At 66.5% G+C, this 21,484-nt stretch carries 19 protein-coding genes; 5 read left to right on the top strand and 14 right to left on the bottom strand.

Features of this window, described 5'->3' with window-relative positions:
* Nucleotides 1-15: 15 nt before the first annotated feature.
* From ABE472_RS07290 to ABE472_RS07280, 3 genes are all read right to left on the bottom strand, one after another.
* A complete protein-coding gene (locus ABE472_RS07290; RefSeq protein ID WP_346465956.1) occupies nt 16-1,152 on the bottom strand; it encodes a phosphotransferase in 1,137 nt (378 codons plus the stop codon).
* 103 nt (nt 1,153-1,255) lie between these two features.
* Nucleotides 1,256-3,454, bottom strand: a complete 2,199-nt coding sequence (locus tag ABE472_RS07285; protein WP_346465955.1) for a hypothetical protein — start codon at nt 3,452-3,454, stop codon at nt 1,256-1,258.
* Nucleotides 3,455-3,526: 72 nt separating this feature from the next.
* Entirely contained in the window at nt 3,527-3,916 is a 390-nt protein-coding gene (locus ABE472_RS07280; RefSeq protein ID WP_313211170.1) for a RidA family protein, read from the bottom strand.
* Between the two features lie 140 nt (nt 3,917-4,056).
* Between ABE472_RS07280 and ABE472_RS07275 the strand changes: the two genes are divergently transcribed.
* Nucleotides 4,057-4,974 (top strand): LysR family transcriptional regulator, encoded by a 918-nt coding sequence (locus tag ABE472_RS07275; protein ID WP_346462596.1) that lies wholly within the window; start codon nt 4,057-4,059, stop codon nt 4,972-4,974.
* Nucleotides 4,975-5,009: 35 nt separating this feature from the next.
* On the opposite strand, the gene ABE472_RS07270 is transcribed toward ABE472_RS07275, so the two are convergent.
* Entirely contained in the window at nt 5,010-5,387 is a 378-nt protein-coding gene (locus tag ABE472_RS07270; RefSeq protein ID WP_313211168.1) for a hypothetical protein, read from the bottom strand.
* 183 nt (nt 5,388-5,570) lie between these two features.
* Between ABE472_RS07270 and ABE472_RS07265 the strand changes: the two genes are divergently transcribed.
* Together ABE472_RS07265 and ABE472_RS07260 are read left to right on the top strand one after the other, a co-directional pair.
* A complete protein-coding gene (locus ABE472_RS07265; RefSeq protein ID WP_346462598.1) occupies nt 5,571-6,695 on the top strand; it encodes a histidine kinase in 1,125 nt (374 codons plus the stop codon).
* The gene (locus tag ABE472_RS07260; protein WP_346462600.1) at nt 6,692-7,468 is read left to right on the top strand and encodes a response regulator; all 777 of its coding nucleotides are present in this window, start codon (nt 6,692-6,694) and stop codon (nt 7,466-7,468) included. Before ABE472_RS07265 ends, ABE472_RS07260 begins: the two co-directional genes overlap by 4 nt.
* 6 nt (nt 7,469-7,474) lie before the next feature.
* Here ABE472_RS07260 and map read toward each other — a convergent pair whose 3' ends face one another.
* The 10 genes from map to ABE472_RS07210 all read right to left on the bottom strand — a co-directional run bounded on the left by map (nt 7,475) and on the right by ABE472_RS07210 (nt 18,467).
* Entirely contained in the window at nt 7,475-8,242 is a 768-nt protein-coding gene (gene map, locus ABE472_RS07255; RefSeq protein ID WP_313211165.1) for a type I methionyl aminopeptidase, read from the bottom strand.
* Nucleotides 8,239-8,451 carry a ParD-like family protein gene (locus tag ABE472_RS07250; protein WP_346462602.1) on the bottom strand — a complete coding sequence of 71 codons (213 nt, stop codon included), beginning with the start codon at nt 8,449-8,451 and terminating at the stop codon, nt 8,239-8,241. The genes map and ABE472_RS07250 overlap by 4 nt, the downstream gene beginning before the upstream one ends.
* A 76-nt stretch (nt 8,452-8,527) precedes the next feature.
* The gene (locus ABE472_RS07245; protein WP_346462604.1) at nt 8,528-8,959 is read right to left on the bottom strand and encodes a RidA family protein; all 432 of its coding nucleotides are present in this window, start codon (nt 8,957-8,959) and stop codon (nt 8,528-8,530) included.
* A gap of 113 nt (nt 8,960-9,072) precedes the next feature.
* Nucleotides 9,073-9,975 (bottom strand): cation diffusion facilitator family transporter, encoded by a 903-nt coding sequence (locus tag ABE472_RS07240; RefSeq protein ID WP_313211162.1) that lies wholly within the window; start codon nt 9,973-9,975, stop codon nt 9,073-9,075.
* A gap of 28 nt (nt 9,976-10,003) precedes the next feature.
* On the bottom strand, nt 10,004-12,292 hold the full coding sequence (locus ABE472_RS07235) for an Orn/Lys/Arg decarboxylase N-terminal domain-containing protein (RefSeq protein WP_346462606.1): 2,289 nt from the start codon (nt 12,290-12,292) through the stop codon (nt 10,004-10,006).
* Nucleotides 12,293-12,313: 21 nt separating this feature from the next.
* On the bottom strand, nt 12,314-13,663 hold the full coding sequence (gene adiC / locus ABE472_RS07230; protein ID WP_121037144.1) for an arginine/agmatine antiporter: 1,350 nt from the start codon (nt 13,661-13,663) through the stop codon (nt 12,314-12,316).
* 51 nt (nt 13,664-13,714) lie between these two features.
* Nucleotides 13,715-15,148 (bottom strand): DcaP family trimeric outer membrane transporter, encoded by a 1,434-nt coding sequence (locus tag ABE472_RS07225; protein ID WP_313211160.1) that lies wholly within the window; start codon nt 15,146-15,148, stop codon nt 13,715-13,717.
* Nucleotides 15,149-15,635: 487 nt separating this feature from the next.
* The gene (dsbG, locus tag ABE472_RS07220; protein WP_346465954.1) at nt 15,636-16,448 is read right to left on the bottom strand and encodes a thiol:disulfide interchange protein DsbG; all 813 of its coding nucleotides are present in this window, start codon (nt 16,446-16,448) and stop codon (nt 15,636-15,638) included.
* Nucleotides 16,449-16,487: 39 nt separating this feature from the next.
* Nucleotides 16,488-17,288, bottom strand: a complete 801-nt coding sequence (locus ABE472_RS07215; RefSeq protein WP_313211158.1) for a TlpA disulfide reductase family protein — start codon at nt 17,286-17,288, stop codon at nt 16,488-16,490.
* A 114-nt stretch (nt 17,289-17,402) separates the two neighbouring features.
* A complete protein-coding gene (locus tag ABE472_RS07210; protein WP_313218656.1) occupies nt 17,403-18,467 on the bottom strand; it encodes a helix-turn-helix domain-containing protein in 1,065 nt (354 codons plus the stop codon).
* A 210-nt stretch (nt 18,468-18,677) separates the two neighbouring features.
* Here ABE472_RS07210 and ABE472_RS07205 point away from each other — a divergent pair, with 210 nt between their 5' ends.
* Both ABE472_RS07205 and ABE472_RS07200 read left to right on the top strand, forming a co-directional pair.
* Nucleotides 18,678-19,076, top strand: a complete 399-nt coding sequence (locus tag ABE472_RS07205; RefSeq protein WP_313218658.1) for a heavy metal-responsive transcriptional regulator — start codon at nt 18,678-18,680, stop codon at nt 19,074-19,076.
* A gap of 83 nt (nt 19,077-19,159) precedes the next feature.
* Nucleotides 19,160-21,445, top strand: a complete 2,286-nt coding sequence (locus ABE472_RS07200; RefSeq protein WP_346462700.1) for a heavy metal translocating P-type ATPase — start codon at nt 19,160-19,162, stop codon at nt 21,443-21,445.
* The last annotated feature ends 39 nt before the right edge of the window (nt 21,446-21,484 follow it).

Genomic DNA, 21,484 nt, shown 5'->3' with positions numbered 1-21,484 from the left:
TTTGCGAGCCTGCGCTCAGGCGGCGGCGTGCATTGCCTTCAGCAGGCCCTGCCCTGCCGGGCTGCTGAACCAGTCAGCATGCCCCAGCAGGAAGGTGTGGTACGCCACGTCGGCATTGGCCGGCGAGTGGGTCACGGCCTCGAAGTACTCGACTTCAGAGAGTGCGAAATCCAGCTGCACGATCGGCAGCAGATCGGCCAGCAGGTGGACGCGCTCGGCAGACAGCGGCACGATCGCGCGGTAGCCGGCCAGCAGCGCCAGCGCGATATCCACGCGCACAGCCGCCTCGCCGCTTTCCAGCGCCAGCCAGGCAATCGCGTTGCGTTCGATGGCGGTGGCCAGATCGAACAAGGCACTGGTCGGTGAGGCCAACCCAAGATCGAGCACGGTATCGACCACGGTGGACCTGCCGTCCAGCCGCCATAGCAGATTGGACACGTGCCAGTCGTTGTGCGCCCACAGGCGCGGTTCGGCCTGCAGCCGCTCGGCCAGGCCGTCATGCCATGGCAGCACCGCCCGCTGCAGATCGGCCTGCCAGTCCTGCCGCGCAAGATAGGCCGCCAACCCGGGGCGATCGTCCAGCCCGGCCTGCAGGGCGGCGATGGGATCAGCGGCACGGATCAGGTCATCGCGGGCAACCAGCAGATGAGTGCTGCGCTGGGGCGCGTGGTAGCTGGCCGATGCCAGATGCAGTCTGGCCAGCATCCGCCCCGCTTCGTGCGCCTGCGCGGTATCGGTCAACAGCGTCCAGGAGGGCGCATCGCGATACAGATCCTGGCCATGGCCCACGCCATGCAGTTCGTAGGTCCACCCTTCGTGCTCCACCGCAGTGGCGCCATCGCGGTCACGCAGTACCTCGACGACGGGCACGCCGTGATCGGCCAGGTGCCGGATGAAACGATGCTCTTCGCCCAGGCCAGCCGCGGTGCGGACGCTGCCATGGTGGCGCTTGACGAACACCCGGCCCGTGTCGCTCTCGACAATGGCCGCGGCGGACATCGGTCGCGGGCTGTGCCACAGCAGCCGGCACGCGCCCGCCAGCGGCGCGAAGCGCTCACTGAGCCAGGTGATCTCGCGGTCGGTGATGGCGGGCCAGTCGGCGGCCACCTCATCGTTGTTGAGGCCTTGGACGCGGTGGGTGCTGTTGCTCATGGGATGACGGGTCGATGACGGCGAAAAGGCACGCTGTCACCAGACAGTGGGCGCGGCGAGGATACCAAGCCACGCCCGGCCAGGGGGGAACAGATGCGTCCGGTCAGCGCGTGCCGTCACCCGGCTTCGTTGCGGCGGGCTTGGCCGGCAGCAGCCGCGGCTGCTCCGCATACCAGTCGCGGGCCCCGGCAAGGTGCCACTTGCGCTGCTCGCCCTGCAGCTCGATGCCGGCCCCCAGCACGCCCCAGCGCAGGTAGAGATCGCCACGGCGCTTGCCATGACTCAGATCCAGCCGCGCCTGCAGGGACAGTCGCTCGTTCTCGGCCTGCAGATCCTCCACGATCAGCTCGCCACTTCGCCAGCGCAGCTGCCCACTGGCCTGCACCTCTCCGGAATCCAGCATCCCGAGCACCCAGCGCGGGTATTCGCTGCGCTGGGCGAACACGCCGAGCAACGGCCCGGCATCGCGCAGGCGCAGGTCGGCCAGGCCATCCACCTGGAACGGCGCGGCCGCATCGATGTGGCCACTGCGGATCGCCACCTTGCCCCACCAACGCCCGTCACTCTTTTCATCACCTACGTGGATGTTGCGCAGGTCCACCGTGGTGCCACCGAGATCAAACTGGCGGCTGTCGAAATCCGCACGCTGCAGACGCGCCTGCAGCTGCGCATCGCCGCGCATCGCGATGCCGGCCACACTGAGCCGGGCGCCGGTGCCACGAAGATCGGCACTGCCCTTGCCTACCCGACCGGAGGCATCCAGCGACACATCACCGCTGAGCAGACCGGTACCGCCGAGCAGGCGCACGTTGTCGTTGCCCAGATAACGGTTGTAGGCGGTGAGGTCGGGCACCCGCGCATCGGTGAAGCGCAGCTGGGCGCGCATGCCGTCGCTCAACTGCTTCAACCGCGCATCCCCGCGCAGGGTCAGCGCCAGTTGGCGGCCATCGAACAACACCGCCTTCGGCGCGTTGGTTGGCGCAGCCTGGAAGCGCGGGATCTGTACCTTCAGCTCGGCCTGCGGTGGTTCGCCCTCCACGATCCGACCCTGTGCGTGGGCGTCGCCGCGCATCCGGACCCCTGCAACCTCGGCTACGGCGGCCACCTGCGGGATATCCACCGTACTGCCCGGTGCCAGTTGACCGTCGGCGATGATGACGTCTGCCTTGAGCAGCCCACCGCCGTCGAGGTGGAACCAGGGTTTCTTCACGAACAGATCGCTGATCCAGTTGAGCGACTGGAACTGCCAGGCGCCCTGCACCTTGCCAGACAGCCGCGGAAGCAGCTCGGCCGGCGCCTGGAACGGAATCTTCCGGCCGGTCACGCGCAGATCGGCATTGAGTTCGCTACCCGTTTCCGGGTCACGCGGGAGCCGGGCCTGGACACGCATGTCCTGCGCCACATCCAATTGCAGGGACAGCAGGCCGCGGTCATCGGCGTTCACGCCCGCGTGCAGGGGAAGCCGCCAGACCAGCCGGCTGCCCGGTCGCAGGGCGCCCTCTTCCAGCGTTACGTCCGCGGTGAGGCGTGCATTGGAGACCGCACTACCCACCTTGACATGTGGGCCGCCGGTATCGATGCGCAGGCCCTGGCTGCGCGCATCGATCTGCAGCTGCGCCCAGGTGATGCCAAGTTTCTGCAAACCCGGCGCGTCATCACGATAGTGCCGCGGGAAGTGGAAGCGCGCGGCGATATGGGCATCGTCCAGCACGTTGACACCGTCGAAGCTGACCTGGGCATCATCGAAGCCCGCCGTGGAATCGAACAGCTCCGACGGGCCGCCCTTGAGCTGCTTGAGGAAACCGACGTTACCGCGCCCCTGGCCCACGATCAGCAGCTTGCCGAAGCGCCCGCTACGGATGGTGTCGCTGTGGATCGCATCGAACCGCAGCGTCCAGCCACGGTCACCGCGCGGGGGCGGTGGGATCGCCTTTTCGACCCGCTCGACCTCGGCTTCCACCCCTGTGGCATCAATGCGCGGAATGCGCACTTCCCTGCGCAACAGTGCCGGCAGATCGATCCAGGCACTCGCGCGGTCGGCACGGAACACATACTGCGTTCGATTGGCCTGGCCGCGCATGCGGATGTTCCAGACCACGGCCTGCCCAGGCAGCAGGGTCAGTGCCGGCCCGGTCTGCATGGTGAATTTTTCAGGTTTGCGGTTGGTCACCGCATCGAACAGCGGCGTATTGAGGAATACATTGCCCGCCAGCAGGTACAGCGCATACAGCGCCAGCAGCGAGAGCAACGCCACGCGCCACGGCCGGGGCCAGCGCCGCACGCGCTCGGGAATCAGGGGCATGTGGGTCCGCAACAGGAAGCAGGATGACGGCCCACTATCGGCAAGGTGCAGCCGTCACGGCGTGAAGGCGTGCTACGGCAGCTTGGCGATCACCTTGATCTCCACGTCGAATCCATACAGCCAGGTCACGCCGATACCGGTGAGCGTGGGATACGGCGCCTCACCCCAGTACTCCGGAACGACGGCCCACACCCGCTCGAAGATCTGCTCGGGATTGACCAGGAACACGGTCACGTCGACGACATCATCGAACGTGCAGCCGGCCGCGCCGAGCACCGCACTGAGGTTGTCGAATGCACGCCGCACCTGCGCCTCCAGCTCGGGTTCGGGCGAGCCATCTTCGCGGCTGCCGACCTGGCCGGACACGAACAGGAAGCCATTGGACCGCACTGCCGGCGAGTAGCGGTTACGCTCGTACAGGGCCTGGCGGCCCGGCGGAAAAACGACGTCACGTGTTGCCATGAACCACCTCTGCCTTGGGCCGATACCGGCCCATCACGAATGAAAGGCCACAGTAGACCGCCATGCGCACCGGATAAACGCGGTCTGCTGTCCCACATTGTTTGTAGAATCCAAACAATCATCCTCCCCGTGGAAGGCAGATGGACCGGTTCGATGCAATGCAGGCCTTCGCCCGGGTGGTGGACACGGGCAGCTTCACCAAGGCGGCCCAGACGCTGCACATGAGCCGCACCACAGTCACCCAACTGGTGCAGCAGCTGGAAGCGCGGCTGCGGGTGCGCCTGCTCAACAGAACCACCCGGCAGGTGAATGTCACTGCCGATGGGGCGGCCTACTACGCGCGCGTGATCCGGCTGCTGGCCGATATCGATGATGCAGAAACCAGTCTGTCCAGTGCGGCGTCAGCCCCGCGCGGGCGGCTGCGGGTGGATGTGCCTGCCCCGTTTGCGCGGCTGGTGCTGGTCCCTGCGCTGCGCGACTTCCTCGCCCGCTATCCGGAGATCCAGCTCGATCTGGGCGTCAGCGATCGCCACGTCGACCTGATCGACGAGAATGTGGACTGCGTGATCCGGGGTGGACAGATCACGGATCAATCGCTGGTCGCCCGCCATATCGGCGATCTGCCGGCGGCCATCCACGCCTCGCCGGCCTACCTGCAGCAGGCAGGCCTACCCGCCCATCCGCAGGACCTGGAGCAGGCCCCGCATCGCGTGGTCGGCTACCTTCGCTCGCGCAGTGGCACGGTACTGCCCTACACCCTGCAACGTGGCGACGAACAGGTCACCGTGAGGGGACGCCAGCTGCTTGCGGTCGATGATGGCAACGCGTACCTCGCCGCAGGCGTGGCGGGCCTGGGCGCGCTATGGCTTCCCGACTACATGGCCGCCCCGCATGTAGCCGCCGGTGAATTGGTCCGGCTGTTCCCTGGGTGGCACATCGATGCGATGCCGCTCTATCTCGCGTTCCCGCCAAACCGGCATGTCAGCGCCAAGCTGCGGGTATTCATCGACTGGGTCGCGAGGCTGGTGGCGCAGCACATGCCACCTACGGGTCCTTAAGCGCGGACGGCGGACCGCACTCGCCGCGACCCCTGCTATCGGCCACGCGTTGGCGTCCGTGGTTCCAGCGCGACCGCACGATCACCGGGTGTCTTCTTCAGCGGTGCGATGACCAGTGTGTCGCCCCTGCAGACATCCACATCGCGGTAGACCACCCGTCGTCCGTTGCGGAACGCGACACGAAGATCGAACCGGCAGCCTTCGTCGGCCAGGCGGACCATGGCGCTGCCGCCGCCACCCGCCAGGACATCGATCGACCGGGGCGAGAACGCTTCCGAGCCTGCAGGCGCGACGTCGAGAGTCACCACGCTGTCGTGCGCCCGGTTGAGCAGGCCCAGGTAACGCGCCTCTGCGCCGTGGGCGGTACCGGCGCACATCAACGAGGCGAGCAGGAGGGGTCGGATCAGGATCATGGTGGTGCTCCAGGCGGGTGATGGACGCCCGCATCACGCGCCTGCTGGCTGGATCCGCCAACCGATCCGGGACGAATCGTCGCCACGACGTGGCCAATCGTAATGGGCCGTCATGGCGCTTCCCGCGCTCCCCCCGCCTGCCTAAGATGAGCGTCGCCAGAGATGCCTGGCCCGGAATCGACCATGTACATCCGCCTCGGCAGCACCCGGATCCGCCTGTCCCGCTATATCGCCCTGTGGACGACGGTGGCCCTGGTGTTTGCGCTCCAGACCTCGATCAACGCCGGCCTGCCGAACAGTCGATGGCCCCTCTGGGACCTCATGCGCTGGTCGCTGATCCAGTGGTACACGTGGGCCGCGCTGGCCCCCACCGTCTTCCGCCTCGCCGAACGCTTCCCGGTGCGCGGCGCCGGGCGCCTGCATGGGCTCGGTGCCCAGGTGGTGGCCAGCCTGTGCATGACGTTCATTGCGATGATCGTGGGTGCGATGGTTTCCACCCTGTTCGAGCCCAGCGGTTTCTTTCAGCAGCTGGGCTACTTCCTGGAGCAGCACTTCGCCATCGGACTGCTGACCTACTGGACGCTGTTCGCCATCCAGCAGGCGATCCATTTCCACGCTGAGAAAGCCCGGCGCGAACTGGAAGCCAGCCAGTTGGCCACCGAACTGGCGCAGTCGCGGTTGCTCTCGCTCAAATCCCAGCTGCAGCCGCATTTCCTGTTCAACACCCTGCACGCGATCATTACCCTGCTCGACGAGGACAAGGTCTCGGCCGAGGACATGCTGCTGCGCCTGAGCGATCTGCTGCGTGCCTTCCTGGAAGACTATGACGGCCAGGAGATCCGCCTGCGCCAGGAGCTGGACCTGATCGAGCTGTACCTGGGCATCCAGCGCATCCGCTTCAAGGATCGGCTGACCACCCGCACGTATATCGCCCCGGACACGCTGGACTGCGCGGTGCCCAGCCTGATCCTGCAGCCGCTGGTGGAAAATGCCCTGCGTCATGGCATCGGCCAACGCCTGGGCAGCGACACCATCGAGATCGAGGCCCGCCGCGACGGTGACGCACTGTGCATCGAGGTACGCAATCGCAACAGCACGCTGACGGCCGAGCCAACCGCAGCGGCCGGGCACGGGATCGGCATGTCCAATACCCGTCTGCGCCTGAAGGAACTCTACGGCGAGGCGGCCGAGGTGAGGCTGGACATGATGTGGCCGGAGGGGGTGGTGTGCCGCATCCGCGTGCCATTCCGGGAACTGGAGAGCGCCGAGGATGCACCCGAGTTCTTCCCGGGCAGTGCACCGGCATGAGCCTCACCGTGCTCGTGGTGGATGATGAGCCGATCGCGCGGCATGCGGTTATCCGGTTGCTGCGCGATGATCCGGATGTCGAGATCCTCGGCGAATGCGGCGATGGCGTATCGGCGGTCAATGCCATCCGCAACCAGTCGCCGGACCTGGTGTGCCTGGACATCCAGATGCCGGCGATCACCGGCATGGACGTGGTCGCCACCATCGGCGCGGAGCGGATGCCGGCCACGGTGTTCGTCACCGCCTACGAGCAGTACGCGGTAAAGGCCTTCGAAGCCAATGCCGTGGACTACCTGGTCAAACCGTTCAGCCGGGAGCGCTTTGCCGCCACGCTGCAGCGGGCGAAGGCGCGGCTGTCGGCGGCCAGCGGCGTGGGCTCACAGGCCTCGATGCAGATCCTGCAGGCGCTGGATGCACTGCGGCAGCGGGACGACTACCTCCAGCGCATCCCGGTGCGCGTGGACGAGCATGTGGTGCTGGTGGCGGTGGATGACATCGTCTGGATCAAGGCCGCGCGCAACACGGTCGAGATCCACCTGGTCGACCGCGTGCACGAGCTTCGCGAGACCATGGCCACCCTCGCCGCCCGCCTGGACCCGCGGCATTTCGCGCGCGTGCACCGCTCGGCGATCGTCAATGTGCGCCGGGTCAAAGCGATCCACCCGTGGTTCAACGGCCACCACGTGGTGACCATGGATACCGGCCAGCAGCTGCGCATGAGCCGGTATCAGAACGAGGCGTTTCTCAAGCTGGTGGCCACACGTAGCGAATGAGGCGGTTCAGTCGGGCAGACGCTCGCCCGTGCGCAGGGTCAAGACCTCAACGCCATCGGCAGTCACCAGCACCGTGTGCTCGGCCTGCGCCGAGAGCTTTCCATCACGGGTGGTGACGGTCCAACCGTCGTCGCTCATGTCGATGGCCGCGCGACCCTGGTTGATCATCGGCTCGATGGTGAAGGTCATGCCTTCCTCCAGTTCCAGCCCATCACCGCGACGGCCGTAATGCAGCACCTGCGGCTCTTCGTGCATCTCCTGGCCGATGCCGTGGCCGCAGAACTCCCGCACCACGCTGTAGCCGTGCGCCTTGGCATGCTGCTGGATCGCGAAACCGATGTCACCCAGCGTCGCCCCCGGGCGCACCACCCCGATCCCCTTCCACATCGCCTCGCGGGTCACCCGCACCAACCGTTTGGCCGCGTAGTCCACCTCGCCGATCAGATAGGTCTTGCTGGAATCGGCGATGTAGCCGCCTTTCTCCAGAGTGATGTCCAGATTGACGATGCTGCCGCTGCGCAGGATGTCATCCGACGATGGCACGCCATGGCAGACCACGTTGTCGATGGAGGAATTGAGCACGTAAGCGAAGCCATACTGGCCTTTGCTCGCCGGACGGGCGTGCAGTTCATCGATGATGAAACGTTCCACCCAGTCGTTCACCTGCAGCGTGCTCATGCCCTCAAGCGGCAGCTGGTCCAAGGCTTCGAACACCTGGGCCAGCAGGCGCCCCGATGCGCGCATCAGTGCCTGTTCTTCCGCGGTCTTGATCATGCTTCGGCCACCCGCAACGCGCCAGGCTCGACGCCCGCGGCCCGCAGCTCACGGTTGACGATATCCTGGTAGGTCGAGCCGGGATTCATCTCGCACAGCATGCCGATCTTGATCCAGAAGCCCGCCTGGGCATTGATCGAACGGCCGGAGACGCCGCTGGCGCGGCGCAGGTTGTCGTGCAGTTCGTCGTCGATGTTGACGATGCCCATGGGCAGCCCTCTGAATGTTGATATACGCATCATATATGTTTCATATATTGATGTGTGGGGCGTTCGCCCAAGGTGTTCAGGCGGTGTAAGCCGTTGCCTCGATCTCGAACAGCATGCCGTCCAACGCCAGGCGCGGCACCGGGATCAGCGTGCAGGTCGGCGCACGACCCAAGGGCCAGCGGCGACCGATCTGATCGGACAGGATGCCGAGCCGATCCTGATCGTGATCCACCACCAGTACGGTCAGCTTGGCCACGTCGGCCAGGGTTGCACCGGCCGAGGCCAACGCCAGGCTCAGGTTGTCCAGCGCCTGGGCAACCTGCGCCTCGAAGCTCGGCGACAGAGCGCCATCGGCGGTTTCCCCGCCCTGCCCGGCGATGTGGATCACGCGTGCCGGCAGCCGGACCACCGCCACGTGGGAATAGCCGTTCCCGGTCGGGTCGTACAGGCCGGACGGATTGATGAAGCCGAACAGGCCGGCGGGCGAAACAGGAGCATCGATCAACATGGGTCAGGCGTCTTCAGGGGGTGGGCGCGCAGTGTCCGGCCTCAACTGCGGTTGAGGTCAACGCAGTGCCTTGGAATGCTGCGGTGCAGACATCAAGGTTCCGCCTGCGCGCCTCAGGTCCAGGCCGGATCGGCCGTGAAATCAATCGTCAGCCAGAACTCACTGCCGCGCGCATCCAGTCGCTCGGCGATCTCATCACGCAGCCGGTCCACGTTCCCGATGGTGCCGATGACCGTGTCCGGGTGGGTCAGGATGTGGATTTCGACGAAGCGCATGCGGCCCATCTTGGCCACGTGGCTGGTGAAATCCAGATAGCCGTGCTCGACGACGAAGTCCTTCATCACCGCCTGCACGCGCGCATCCAGCGTATCCGGCGCCACCTGCAGCACTTCGCGCATGGCCTTCCAGGCGCTGCGCAGCGGTACCGGCAACACCGCGACACTGATCGCGGCCAGCACCAGCGGATCCAGATAGGGAATCCAGTGGGCATGCGCGCCACCGCGCAGCAGCAAGGCGATCGCGAAGGCCAGCACCACGGCCAGGCTCATCAACCCGCTGAGCAGCCAGGCGCGTACGTCCAGCCACAGCAGGGCCGAATGCAGCTGCATCGCACGGGTACGCACGAACGCCGCCATGGCCAGGTTGCTCACGCACAGGACGGCGGCCCACAGCAGCGCAGGCCCCGCCTTGACCTCATGACCCCCGGTGGTCAGCCCGATCACCGAGTTGGCCAACGCATAGATGCAGGCCAGCGACAGGATCGCCCCGCCAAGGGCCTCCACCATCGGCTCCAGGTGCCAGTACCCATACTGGAAGCGCGGGCTTTCTTCCCGCGCCACCAGCCGCAGCACCGACAATGCCACCAGGGTCAGCGCCACATCCACCAGGCTGTAGACGCCGTCGAACAGGATGGCCTGCGAGCCTACCAGCAGGCCACCGACGAAGCCGATGGCGCTGACCGCCATCGTCACCCCGATGGAAAACGTGAGGACCCGCTGCTCGCGTGCTGTATCCATCGCTGGCCGAGGGTCCTGCGCGCAGGCGTCAGACCTTCAGCACCTCCACCTTGTAGCTCGGCGCATCGCCGTCGGTATCGATGATAAGCCCGTGCACATCCGACTCGAAGCCCGGGAAACGCGCGTTCTGCTCGCGGGCGATCCGCAGCGACTGGATGATCGGCTCATCGCTGGTGCCGAAGCGCTCACCCGGCATGATGGTCGGAATGCCCGGCGGGTACGGCACCAGCATGGTCCCGGCAATACGGCCGCTGATCTGCTCGATGTCGACCCGCTCGATCTGGCCGCGCACGAGGTGGTCGTAGGCCTCGGCCGGCGTCATCACCGGCTCGGGCAGATCCACGTACATCGCGCGCATCACCTGGGCCACGCCGAACTCGGCGTTGAAGGCATGCAGCGCATCGCACAGATCGCGCAGGCCCCAGCCGGCGTAGGCGATCGGGAACTCGGCGGCCAGCTGCGGCAGCGCGCGGGTCAACGGCGCGTTGCAGTCGTAAAGCTCCTTGAAGGCCATCAGCTCGGTGACCAGGGTGCTCCACTTGCCCTTGGTGATGCCCATCGAGAACAGGAACAGCACCGAATAGAGATTGGTCTTCTCCACCGTGATGCCGCGGGTCCACAGGAACTTGCTCAGGACCGCGGCCGGAATGCCGCGCTGGCCCATTTCGCCGTCCATCGACAGCCCGGGCGTGAGCAGGGTCACCTTGATCGGATCGATCAGCACGTAGTCGTCGACCAGGCCATCGAAGCCGTGCCAGTGCGCATCCGGCTGCAGGTACCACTCGCTGCGCTTGGCCACCATCGGGGCCGGTGCGTCGCCCTTGGCCAGCGAGCGCTCCAGCTTGTCCGGCTGCCAGACGCTGAACCACCAGTCGTCCCGGCCCAGGTCCTCGCGCACATGCAGCATCGCGCGGCGGAAGGCGATCGCTTCGTCATGCATCTCCTGCACCAGCGATTCGCCGGCCGCGCCCTCCATCATCTTGGAGGCCACATCGCAGGCCGCGATCACCCCGTAATGCGGGCTGGTGGTGGTGTGCATCATGAAGGCTTCGTTGAAGCGCTCGGCGTCCAGCTCACGGGAAGCCGCGTTGCGCACGTGGATCATCGAGGCCTGCGAGAACGCGGCCAGCAGCTTGTGCGTGGAGTGCGTGGTGAAGATGATCGCATCCTGCTCACGCGGCTTGCCCTTGGCCATGCCGTAATGGTTCTCGTAGAACGGATGGAAGGCGGCGTAGGCGTACCAGGCTTCGTCGAAATGCAGGAAGTCCACCGCGCTGCCGATCTCCTCGGCGATCTTCTCGGCGTTGTAGCAGAGCCCGTCGTAGGTCGAGTTGGTCACCACCGCGATGCGCGGCTTGGACCCGGCCTTGTAGGCCTTGCTCGCCAGCGGGTTGGCAGCAATGGCCTGCTGCAGCGATTCGGGGGTGAACTGATCCAGGCTGATCGGGCCGATGATGCCGTGCGCGTTGCGGCTGGGGGTGAAGTACACCGGGATGCCGCCGGTCATGATCAGCGAATGCAGCAGGGATTTGTGGCAGTTGCGGTCGACGAACACCACATCGCCCCGCCCCACGGTTCCGTGCCAGACGATCTTGTTGGCGGTGGAGGTGCCGTTGGTGACAAAGAAGGTATGGTCGGCGCCGAAGTTGCGCGCCGCCTCGTTCTCGGCCTCCTTGATCGGGCCGGTATGGTCCAGCAGCGAGCCCAGCTCCGGCACCGAGATCGACAGATCGCTGCGCAGCGTGTTCTCCCCGTAGAACTGGTGGAACGCACGTCCCACTGGCGACTTGGTGAACGCCACGCCGCCGGCATGCCCGGGCGTATGCCAGGAGTAGTTGGATTCGGCGGTGTGGTGGATCAGGGCCTTGAAGAACGGTGGCAGCAGATTGGCCATGTAGTCTTCGGCCGCACGCATCACCTGGCGCGAGATGAAGCTCTTGGTGTCTTCAAACAGGAAGATGTAGCCGTGCACGAACTTCAGCAGCTTGCTCGGCACCTTCTCGATCGTGCGCCGTTCGCCGTACAGGAAGACCGGCAGGTTGGCGCGCCGGGCCGTCTGCTCGCGCAGGAAGCCCAGCAGGCGCTGGAACTGCTCCGGGTTCTCCTCGGTGCCATCGATGGAGATCAGCACCGCCGAGGCCGCCACATAGGTGCGCGCACCGGCCTGCGCATCGGCCAGGGTCAGCCCGCACAGCACGCGCTGGTCATTCTTGCGCAGCTCGTCCACCAGTGCACGGATCAGGATGCCGCCGATGCGCGGGGATTCGTAGTCATCGTCGATGACGATGATCGGGTAATCAAGGGACTTGAAGTACACAGGGATTCTCCTGGGGGAAGATCACGAAAGCGTCGTGCGGACGGCGGCGTCGAGCGCGGGCAGCTGGCCGCGCTGGCGGCGACGCTCCTCGCTGAAGAACGGATAGAACACCGTGATGAACAACACGAACAGGAAGGCGTACTGCACGATGTTGCCGGCCGAGCCGAAGATCGCCCACAGGCAGTACACGACGGTGACACTGGTCAGCAGCCAGAACGCGCCGGTATGGACCAGCGTGTGCGAGCGCTCCACCACGAAATAGCAGGCCACGCAGGAGTAGATGTACGGCAGCAGCGTCAGCACGACCGCCGCGGAGGTGATCACATCGAACTGGGCCGAGGCGGTCTTGGAGGTGGAGGTGACCAGCACCGCCAGGGTCATCAGCACCGCCACGATCAGCACGCCCTTTACCGGCACGTCATCCTTGTTGGTCTTGCTGAAGATGCTGGGGAACAGACCGTCATCGGAGGCGGCCTTGGCGCTCTGCGCGGTCAGCAGGATCCAGCCGCCGAGCGAGCCGGCCGCACCCACGAACGCACACAGGCTCACCAGCGCCCCGCCCCAGCCGCCCACCGCATTGGCCGCCGCCAGTGCGAACGGCGCATCGGACACCTGCAGGTCGCCGTTGGGCACCATGCCCATGATCACCGAGGAGCTGGCGATGTAGGCGATCGCCGCCAGGAACACGCCGGCCAGCGTCGCGCGGGCCACGTTCTTCTCGGGGTTTTCGACCACACCCGCGGTCACCGACGCCGATTCCACGCCGATGAAGGCCCATAGCGTCAACGCCGCCGCACTGGAGATCGCGCCGAAGTTGGATTCACCGGAGACGTTGTAGGCGCCCTTGAAAATGGTCGGATCGAAGAAGAACCAGCCGAAGATCGCGATGCCCAGGATCGGTACCAGGGCGAAGCTGGTGGTCACCGTCTGCAGCTTGCTGACGAACGACGGGCCGATGACGTTGGCGAAGCTCAGCGCCCACACCAGCGCCAGCACGGCGATGCAGCGCGGCAGCGGCTCGGACAGGATCGGGAAGAAGTAGCTGAAGTAGCCGACCGCCGCGATCGGAATGGCAACGTTGCCGATCCAGTTGGCGAACCAGTAGATGGTGTTGGTCTGGAAGCCCATGTAGGGGCCGAACCAATCGCGTGCATAGGCATACGGGCCACCGGCCTTGGGCGCGAGCCTGCCGAGCTTGGCGAACACGAACGCCAGCAGCAGCGCGCCGGCCGTGGTGATCAGCCAGCCCCAGATGGAGGCGGTGCCGATCTTGGCCAGGCTGGAGGGCAGCAGGAACACCCCCGACCCCATCATGTTGCCGGCCACCAGGAAGGTGGCGCCGACGACCCCGATTTTCTTTGCTTGTGCCATGACGTTTGCTCCTTTGCCAGGCAGGGACCCGGTCGTGCCGGGCGGTGGGAGTTACTTGATGAAGTTGTATTGCAGGCTGCCCTGCAGCCGCATCGTGTCGCCGCGTTGCCCGCGTTGCTGTTCCAGTTGTCCGTAGAGCAGTTCCATGCCCATCGTCCACGACGGTGCCGGGCTCCAGAGCAGATTGAAGACGCCATAGCGGCTCTGGCGGAACGCATCGGCGGCCAGCGCCTCGTTGCGCCCGCTGGTGAGCTGGCCGTAGATCAGGTTGGAACGCCAGAGCGGCGACCAGTAATGCGTGTAACCGACGAAACCGCCGTACAGCGACAACGCCTGCAGGCGCCCGTCTGCGGTCACCACCGCATCCATGCCCGAACCGGTCAGGTCGGCTGTATAGCGGGCCAGGCCCTTGCCACCGAGCATCCCGAACAGCAGCAGGTCCTGCTCGCCCACCGCGGCCGAGCCACTGAGTTGCAGGCCGCCGGCGAAACGACGGCCGTCGCCTGCATCGCCGTCGTAGCCCAGGCTGCGGGCGACCGCGCCCAACTGCAGATGGCCCCAGTCGCGCTCCATGCGCGCGGTAACGGTGACATCCGGCAGTTGATCGACCGGCATGATCCCCTCGGCGGGGTTGCTCAACTGGGTATCCGGATCTTCGGCAGCCACGGTCAGCGTGTTGCCCTTGCCCATCGCGAAGCTGTGGTGGATGCCGGCCACCAGCAGGTAGCCCGCCCCCCCTGGCCCGGCGAAATCCAGGGTGTCGGGCAGGCTGTCGGCATCCATGAAGGTCGAATAGCCATAGCCGGCGTAGGTATTGCCGAGCTGTCCGTAAGCATGGCGCAGGCGGAACTGATAGCTGTCGCTGCTGCCGAAGAAGTCGTTCTCCAGGTAGAAGCGCAGGTTGCCATGGGTGGTCGGCCGCCGCGCTTCAAAGCTGAAGCGGGTCTGCTTGGCATGCAGGGTGAAGTTGGAGACATCCCGGTGCGCACTGCCGACCGGGATCGAGGAGGTAATGAACTGCTCCTGGTCGCCGGCCGCCCGTGAATCGGCGATCGCATCGAGCTTGGCGTAGCCGCCGATGCGGATCAGCGTATCGGTGTTGGGGATCGCGAAGAAGCCTTTCAGCTCGGGATCGGTCGGGCCGGCGGCACTGTCCGGGCGGGATGCGGCGGTGGACGGATCAGCAACGGAGTCGCGTTGCGGAAGGATGGCCTGCCCCATGCCGGGCACCTGTGCCTGGGCGGTCAGGGGCGCTGGCGAAGGTGCGGCGGGGACGCTCGTGCTCGGCGCAGGTGCCGCCGTGACCCTCGGTGACGTGGGCGGAGGTTTGCCGGATTCGATGGCCTGCAGGCGCTCTTCCATCTGTTCCAGCGTCTGCCGGAGCGTCTGGATGTCCTGCCGCAACGCGGCAGCCGAATCCTGCGCATGGACCGGCGCCGCAGCCAACGCTGCCACGCATGCGACCGTCAACACAGCCAAGCGCATCACGTCCTCCTTGAACCGTACACAGTCCCGCGGGTCAACACCGGCTGACGTTCACAACGTCGCAGGTGGTGAGCACGCAGCCCGGCACTGCAATGCGCGCGACCTCTGCCGACGCGTGGTTCGGTGGCGGTCACGCCATCGGACACATCGCCTGCATGGGTACGCTCGCACGGGATCCCCTCATCCCTGATGACCGCCGCGTTGACGCGCGGCCGCCAGCGCTCTGAGTAACAATCGCAAAGTGAGAGCGCCGTGAACGTTCTCAGGCAGTTTTCTGACTGGGTGGCCAGGTGTCCGCTGCAGGCGGGGAAATCCAGGAGATAGCGCATGCAGGGAAGCGTAGCGACGCAGGCGTTTTCAGCCTTGATCCAGATCAAGTCGAACGCGACAGCGCGTCGCCCCCCCCACTACCCAGCGGATATCCGGCCGCCCAAACGCAACGCGCCGGGCAATGCCCGGCGCGTTGTGGCACTACGGTCGCCAGTGCTCAGCGCGGGCCGAGCACCACGGTCATGTCATCCCCCTGCGGCATGCCGGAACGGCGCTGCACCATTCCCTGGGCGTCCTTGAACAGAATGCCGGGTGTGCCCTGGAAACCGAGCTCGATCATCAGCACCTGATTGGCATCGAGCTTGTTGGCGACTTCCGCCGTCAGCGATGCCGCCGGCTTGATGCCGCCCTTGTCGAACAGGCGCTCGTTCTCCAGCAGCGCCGCGCTGGGGTTGGGCGCGGTGAGGATCGCGGCCGCCTTGGCGGGGCTGTCTTCGCGGATCACACCGACCATCACGTGGCGCAGCTGCACCTTGCCCGCGTCCACCCACGGCCGCGCGGCCTCCCAGAACCGATGGCAGTACGGGCAGTTCGCATCGCTGAAGGTATAGACGACGCGCGGCGCGTCAGCCTTGCCGTCACGCACCCACGCACTCTCCTCGAGCTTCTTCCACGAGCGCTCGGACATCGGCTTGGCCACCAGCTTCTCCAGCGGCGCGGCGCCCACATCTTCACCGTTGGCATCGAACAGACTGCCCACCACGACATTCTTCCCATCGGCCGTCACATACGCCGCCGCTGGTTGTTGCCCACCCACCACGCCGGCAAAACCGCGCAGGCCGCCGGGTGCGTCGAACTCGCCGATCACTTCGAACCCATGCTTCTCGATGCCCTTCAGCACCGCCGGGCGTTCACCGCCGGCTTTCTCGGCCGTGGCCTTCGGCGTCTGCGCCTGGCTGCAGCCGACCAGTGTGATCAGCAGCACGGCGGACAGCGCGGTGATCAGCGTGCGCGAGGATTTCAACGTCATGAAGACTCCTGGATTCATGGAACAAACGACCCGCGACCCTTACAGGTCGTCGAGCTTGGATTGCAGGCCGGCGGCTGTCAGCTCGCCCAGGTGCAGGTGCCGCAGCCGGCCCTGCCCATCGAAGAACAGGGTAGTCGGATACGCATGTACCTGCAGCCGTTCGGCAACACGCGCCTCTTCGTCGAGCAGCACATTGCGCAGCGACAGGTGTTCGGCCGACATGAAGGCATCCACTTCCTCACGCGTCTCGCCCTGGTTGACGAACAGGAAGCGGATATCAGGATGGCGCTGCTGCGCGCGTGCCAGTACCGGCATTTCGCGGCGGCACGGGCCGCACCAGCTCGCCCAGAGGTTGATCACCACGGGCTCGCCGCGGGTCTCGTCAAGCGCGACGGGCGCGCCCTGCAGCGATGTCAGCGTGATCGCCGGCAATGACACCCGCGATTGCTGCAGCCAGCCGGCGCCCGTGGACAGCACGGCCCAACCGACAAGGCCTGCCAGCGCAGCGGCACCCACGGGGCGGCGCAGGGTGGGCCAGCGACGCAGGCGCCACCCGCCCCACCCCAGCCCGACCAGCAGTGCCGGCCACAGCAGGAACCCGCCATCTCCGACACGCAGCACCGACCAGGGATCGGCCACATAGTCGCCCGCATGCCAGATCACGAAACCTGCCCGCCCGGCGAGCAGGCCCAGCAGCAGCATGTCCACCACCACCGATCGCGGACGCGGTGCGCCCTCGATTGCCGGAGCACGCACCACACTGGCCACCAGCATCGCAATGCCGAGACCCACCAACACCCACACGACCGCAAGCGGTACCGGGCCTACACTGCTGATCATTGTTTCTCTCCGCGATCGCCCGGGACCTGCCACGCGGCGACGGCTGTTGCATCGGGCCCGCCGGCATGGTCCCAGCAAGGCGTCAATGGATCAAGCGTGCCGGTGTTGCGCGATTCAGGCCGCCGAGCGGAGCGGTTCGACCGCCCGGGTGCCCGGGTGCGACGCCGCACGCTCACGCTGCTGCGCGGCCACCTGGCGCCGATAGCGTGTCGGCGTCAGCCCGACGATGCGCAGGAACAGCCGCCGGAACGCACTCTGGTCGGAGTAGCCCACCGCCCACGCCACCTGGTCGACCAGCCCGCCCGCCTGCAGCAGCAACTGCGCCTTGGCGATGCGCAGGCGTTGGCAGTACTCGATCGGACGCATGCCGGTCGCTTTGAGGAACCGGCGCTGCAGGGTCCGCGGCTCCAGGCCGGCCTGTGCGCAGATGTCGTCCAGCCCCGCGCCGCGTGCGGCGATGCCGTGCAGCCAGCGCTGTGCCTTGAGGATGCAGCGGTCGCCGTGGGCGAAATTCGGGCTGAAACGTTCCAGGTCATGCAGTTCGGTGCGCGGGATCACCAACTGCAGCTGCTGGATGACGGTGTTCATCACGCTCTGCCCGTACACCCGGGCCAGCAGGCGCAGGCTGAGGTACTTCCAGGCATCCTGGCCGGAGGAGGTCAACAGGTCACCATCATCGACCAGGGTGCGTTCGCTGGGCAGCCAACTGGGCACCATCGTGCGCAGCGCCGGGCAGCGCGCGGGATCGGGAACGCTGACCGAGCGCCCGGCCAGCACGCCGGCGGCGGCCAGCAGCAGCCCGCCTTCGTCGCAGCCGGCGAGCAGGCTGCAGCCATCGTGGCATTCCTGCAGCCAGGCCAGCAGACGCTCATCCGGCGGCGCCATGGTCCAGCTGGATTCACTGCCCGGCACCACGATGATCGCGGGCAGCGCATCGCCGAACAGTTCCACCCCGGCAACCCGCTGCATGCCGCGGGCGGACATCGTCCAGCGGGTGACCAGCATCCGTGCGCCGGTGCGGCGGCCGGCGGCTACCGTGCGGTTGCACCGCTGGGCCAGCTCGGAGAGGATCGGGGCGGCGGCACGCAGGCTACCGGGGAATTCGACCACGGCGACTTCCATCAGGGTTGGCGTGTCCGGCCGGCGGTCCGGCTGCAACGTGTTGCGGGGTGCGTCCATGGCCATTCTCCTGGGACAGTGTCTGCCAACGTGGGGCTGGCAGAACAGATCGATACATAAGATGGCCTGAGGCTACGGCCGTCCCGGGAGGGCGACCATGCAACTAGTTGTAAATTTCACGCCAACTGAATTTCCAGTGGCGTTCCAGCAAGGCTTGACTCTGGAGCAGACTCCAAGGTTCAGAATGGAGCGGTCATCCACGAGGTGCTCATGAACATTGGACAGCTCGCGCGCCAGGCCGGCGTGCCCATCGACACGGTGCGCTACTACGAACGGCAGCAGCTGTTGCCCACCGCACGGCGCAGCGCCGGCGGCTATCGGGTCTTCAGCGAGAGCGACCTGACGCGCCTGCAGTTCATCCGCCGCGCCAAGGCACTGGGTTTCAGCCTGGATGAAATCGCCGATCTCCTTGGCTTCAGCGATCAACGTGGCCAGGACATGGCGCAGATCCGCCACAGTGCGGTGAGCAAGCTCACCGACATCGAACAGCGCATCAACGAACTGCAGCGGATGCACGGCGCGCTCAAGCAGCTGGTCGATGCCTGCCCCGGGCATGGCGATCAGGAACAGTGCCCGATCCTGACGGCATTGACCGAGTCTCGCCAATGAACGCCACCCACGGCCACAGCAAGGCCTCCCGTGCGGACAACGGCCCAACCTGCTGCGGTGGCAAGACGTCGCCCGGCGCCGGGATGACCACCGACGCGGTCTGCGGCATGGCAGTCGACCCGGCCGCCACGGCCCACCATGCCCACCATGACGGCAGCGACTACCCCTTCTGCAGCGATGGCTGCCGACGAACATTCCTGGCCGACCCGCAGCGCTATCTGGATCCGGCATCGCACATCGCCGAACCAGGCCCCACCGGCACGTTGTACACCTGCCCCATGCACCCGCAGATCGTGCAGGAAGGCCCCGGCACCTGCCCGCTGTGCGGCATGGCGCTGGAGCCGAAGATGCCCAGCCTTGAGGAAGGCGAGAACCCCGAGTTGACCGACTTCCGCCGCCGCTTCTGGTGGAGCCTGCCGCTGAGTGTGGCGACGATGGCCCTGGCGATGCTGGCGATGACCCCCGTGCTGCATGGCCTGGCGCCCGATCTGCGGGTGTGGATCGAGTTGGCCCTGGCGACGCCGGTGGTGCTGTGGGCCGGTTGGCCGTTCCTGCAGCGCTGGGCGCAGTCGATCCGCAGCCGCAGCCCGAACATGTGGACCCTGATCGGGACGGGTGTGCTCGCTGCGTACGGCTACAGCGTGGTCGCCACCGTCGCGCCCGGTCTGTTCCCGCCGTCGTTCCAGCAGCACGGGCATGTCGGCGTCTATTTCGAGGCCGCAGCAATGATCATCTCGCTCACGCTGCTCGGCCAGTTGATGGAGCTGCGCGCACGGGCAAGAACATCCGCCGCGATCAAGGCGCTGCTCGGCCTGGCACCGAAAACCGCACGCGTGCTGCGCGCGGATGGCCGTGAGGAAGACGTCGACATTACCGCGCTGCAGCCCGGCGACCGCGTGCGCGTGCGCCCGGGTGAGAAGGTGCCCGTGGATGGCACGGTCGTCGAAGGCCGCTCCTCCATCGATGAATCCATGCTCACCGGTGAGCCGGTGCCAGTGGCCAAGGCCGTGGGCGACACGGTGATCGGCGCGACACTCAACGGCACTGGCAGCCTGGTCGTCCGTGCCGATCGCCTTGGCGATGACAGCATGCTGGCGCAGATCGTGCAGCTGGTGGCGCAGGCGCAGCGCTCACGCGCCCCGATGCAGCGCATGGCCGACACCGTCGCGTACTGGTTCGTGCTGGCGGTACTGTCGGTCGCGGTGCTGACGTTCCTCGGCTGGGGACTGTTCGGTCCGGCGCCGTCATGGACGCATGCGGTACTGAGCGCGGTAGCGGTGCTGATCATCGCCTGCCCGTGCGCGTTGGGGCTGGCCACACCGATGACGATCATGGTCGCCACGGGTCGCGCCGCGCAGCACGGGGTGCTGTTCCGCGATGCCGAGGCGATCGAGGCACTGCGCCAGATCGACACGCTGGTGGTCGACAAGACCGGTACCTTGACCGAGGGCAAGCCAGCGTTCCGTGACGTACAGGCGGTGGCGCCCTTCGCTGCCGATCAGATCCTGCAATGGGCGGCCAGCCTGGACCAGGGCAGCGAGCATCCGTTGGCGGCCGCGATCGTGGCCGAAGCACGCGCGCGCGGGATGCCGCTGGCCAGCGTGGACGATTTCGATTCCCTCACCGGCATGGGTGTGCAGGGCGCGGTGGACGGCAGGCAGCTGCTGCTTGGCAATACCGCGTTGATGGACGAACACGGTATCGCGCTGGACACGCTGCGCGAACGTGCCGAGCACTTGCGCAGCACCGCGGCCAGCGTGATGTACCTCGCCGTCGATGGCCAGCTTGGCGGCCTGCTCGCGGTGGCTGACCCGATCAAGGCCTCCACCGCCGAAGCGATCGTGCAGCTGCACCGCGATGGCCTGCGCATCGTCATGGCCACCGGCGACGGCGCGGCCACCGCGGAAGCCGTCGCGCGGGAACTCGGCCTGGATGACGTCCACGGCGAGATGCGCCCCGCCGACAAGGCCGCGTTGATCCGTTCGCTGCAGGCGCAGGGCCGCAAGGTGGCGATGGCCGGCGATGGCATCAACGACGCGCCGGCGCTGGCGAGTGCGGACGTTGGCATCGCGATGGGCAACGGCACCGATGTGGCGATGTCGAGCGCACAGGTCACGCTGGTCAAGGGCGATCTGCGCGGCATCCTGCGTGCGCGCCAGCTGTCCACTGCAAGCGTGCGCAACATGCGGCAGAACCTGGGCTTTGCGTTTCTCTACAACGGCCTCGGCATTCCTGTTGCAGCCGGCGTGCTGTATCCGCTGGGCATCGTAATGTCGCCGATGTTGGCGGCGGTGGCGATGAGTCTGAGTTCGGTCTCGGTGATCAGCAATGCACTGCGGCTGCGCCATCAACGACTGCCCGGCGAGTGACCGCGGATTGCATGACGATATTTCTTCACTTTTTTCTTG

It is taken from the genome of Stenotrophomonas sp. TWI809, assembly GCF_039673205.1.
Lineage (GTDB): Bacteria > Pseudomonadota > Gammaproteobacteria > Xanthomonadales > Xanthomonadaceae > Stenotrophomonas.
Note: the sequence above shows the minus strand (reverse complement) of the source record. Positions and strands in the feature narration are given on the sequence as shown.

Bases quoted from the DNA above. Each gene is read 5' to 3' on its own strand.
- ABE472_RS07290 (WP_346465956.1), bottom strand. From the start codon at position 1,152: ATGAGCAACAGCACCCACCGCGTCCAAGGCCTCAACAACGATGAGGTG.
- ABE472_RS07285 (WP_346465955.1), bottom strand. From the start codon at position 3,454: ATGCCCCTGATTCCCGAGCGCGTGCGGCGCTGGCCCCGGCCGTGGCGC.
- ABE472_RS07280 (WP_313211170.1), bottom strand. From the start codon at position 3,916: ATGGCAACACGTGACGTCGTTTTTCCGCCGGGCCGCCAGGCCCTGTAC.
- ABE472_RS07275 (WP_346462596.1), top strand. From the start codon at position 4,057: ATGGACCGGTTCGATGCAATGCAGGCCTTCGCCCGGGTGGTGGACACG.
- ABE472_RS07270 (WP_313211168.1), bottom strand. From the start codon at position 5,387: ATGATCCTGATCCGACCCCTCCTGCTCGCCTCGTTGATGTGCGCCGGT.
- ABE472_RS07265 (WP_346462598.1), top strand. From the start codon at position 5,571: ATGTACATCCGCCTCGGCAGCACCCGGATCCGCCTGTCCCGCTATATC.
- ABE472_RS07260 (WP_346462600.1), top strand. From the start codon at position 6,692: ATGAGCCTCACCGTGCTCGTGGTGGATGATGAGCCGATCGCGCGGCAT.
- map (WP_313211165.1), bottom strand. From the start codon at position 8,242: ATGATCAAGACCGCGGAAGAACAGGCACTGATGCGCGCATCGGGGCGC.
- ABE472_RS07250 (WP_346462602.1), bottom strand. From the start codon at position 8,451: ATGGGCATCGTCAACATCGACGACGAACTGCACGACAACCTGCGCCGC.
- ABE472_RS07245 (WP_346462604.1), bottom strand. From the start codon at position 8,959: ATGTTGATCGATGCTCCTGTTTCGCCCGCCGGCCTGTTCGGCTTCATC.
- ABE472_RS07240 (WP_313211162.1), bottom strand. From the start codon at position 9,975: ATGGATACAGCACGCGAGCAGCGGGTCCTCACGTTTTCCATCGGGGTG.
- adiC (WP_121037144.1), bottom strand. From the start codon at position 13,663: ATGGCACAAGCAAAGAAAATCGGGGTCGTCGGCGCCACCTTCCTGGTG.
- ABE472_RS07225 (WP_313211160.1), bottom strand. From the start codon at position 15,148: ATGCGCTTGGCTGTGTTGACGGTCGCATGCGTGGCAGCGTTGGCTGCG.
- dsbG (WP_346465954.1), bottom strand. From the start codon at position 16,448: ATGACGTTGAAATCCTCGCGCACGCTGATCACCGCGCTGTCCGCCGTG.
- ABE472_RS07215 (WP_313211158.1), bottom strand. From the start codon at position 17,288: ATGATCAGCAGTGTAGGCCCGGTACCGCTTGCGGTCGTGTGGGTGTTG.
- ABE472_RS07210 (WP_313218656.1), bottom strand. From the start codon at position 18,467: ATGGACGCACCCCGCAACACGTTGCAGCCGGACCGCCGGCCGGACACG.
- ABE472_RS07205 (WP_313218658.1), top strand. From the start codon at position 18,678: ATGAACATTGGACAGCTCGCGCGCCAGGCCGGCGTGCCCATCGACACG.
- ABE472_RS07200 (WP_346462700.1), top strand. From the start codon at position 19,160: ATGACCACCGACGCGGTCTGCGGCATGGCAGTCGACCCGGCCGCCACG.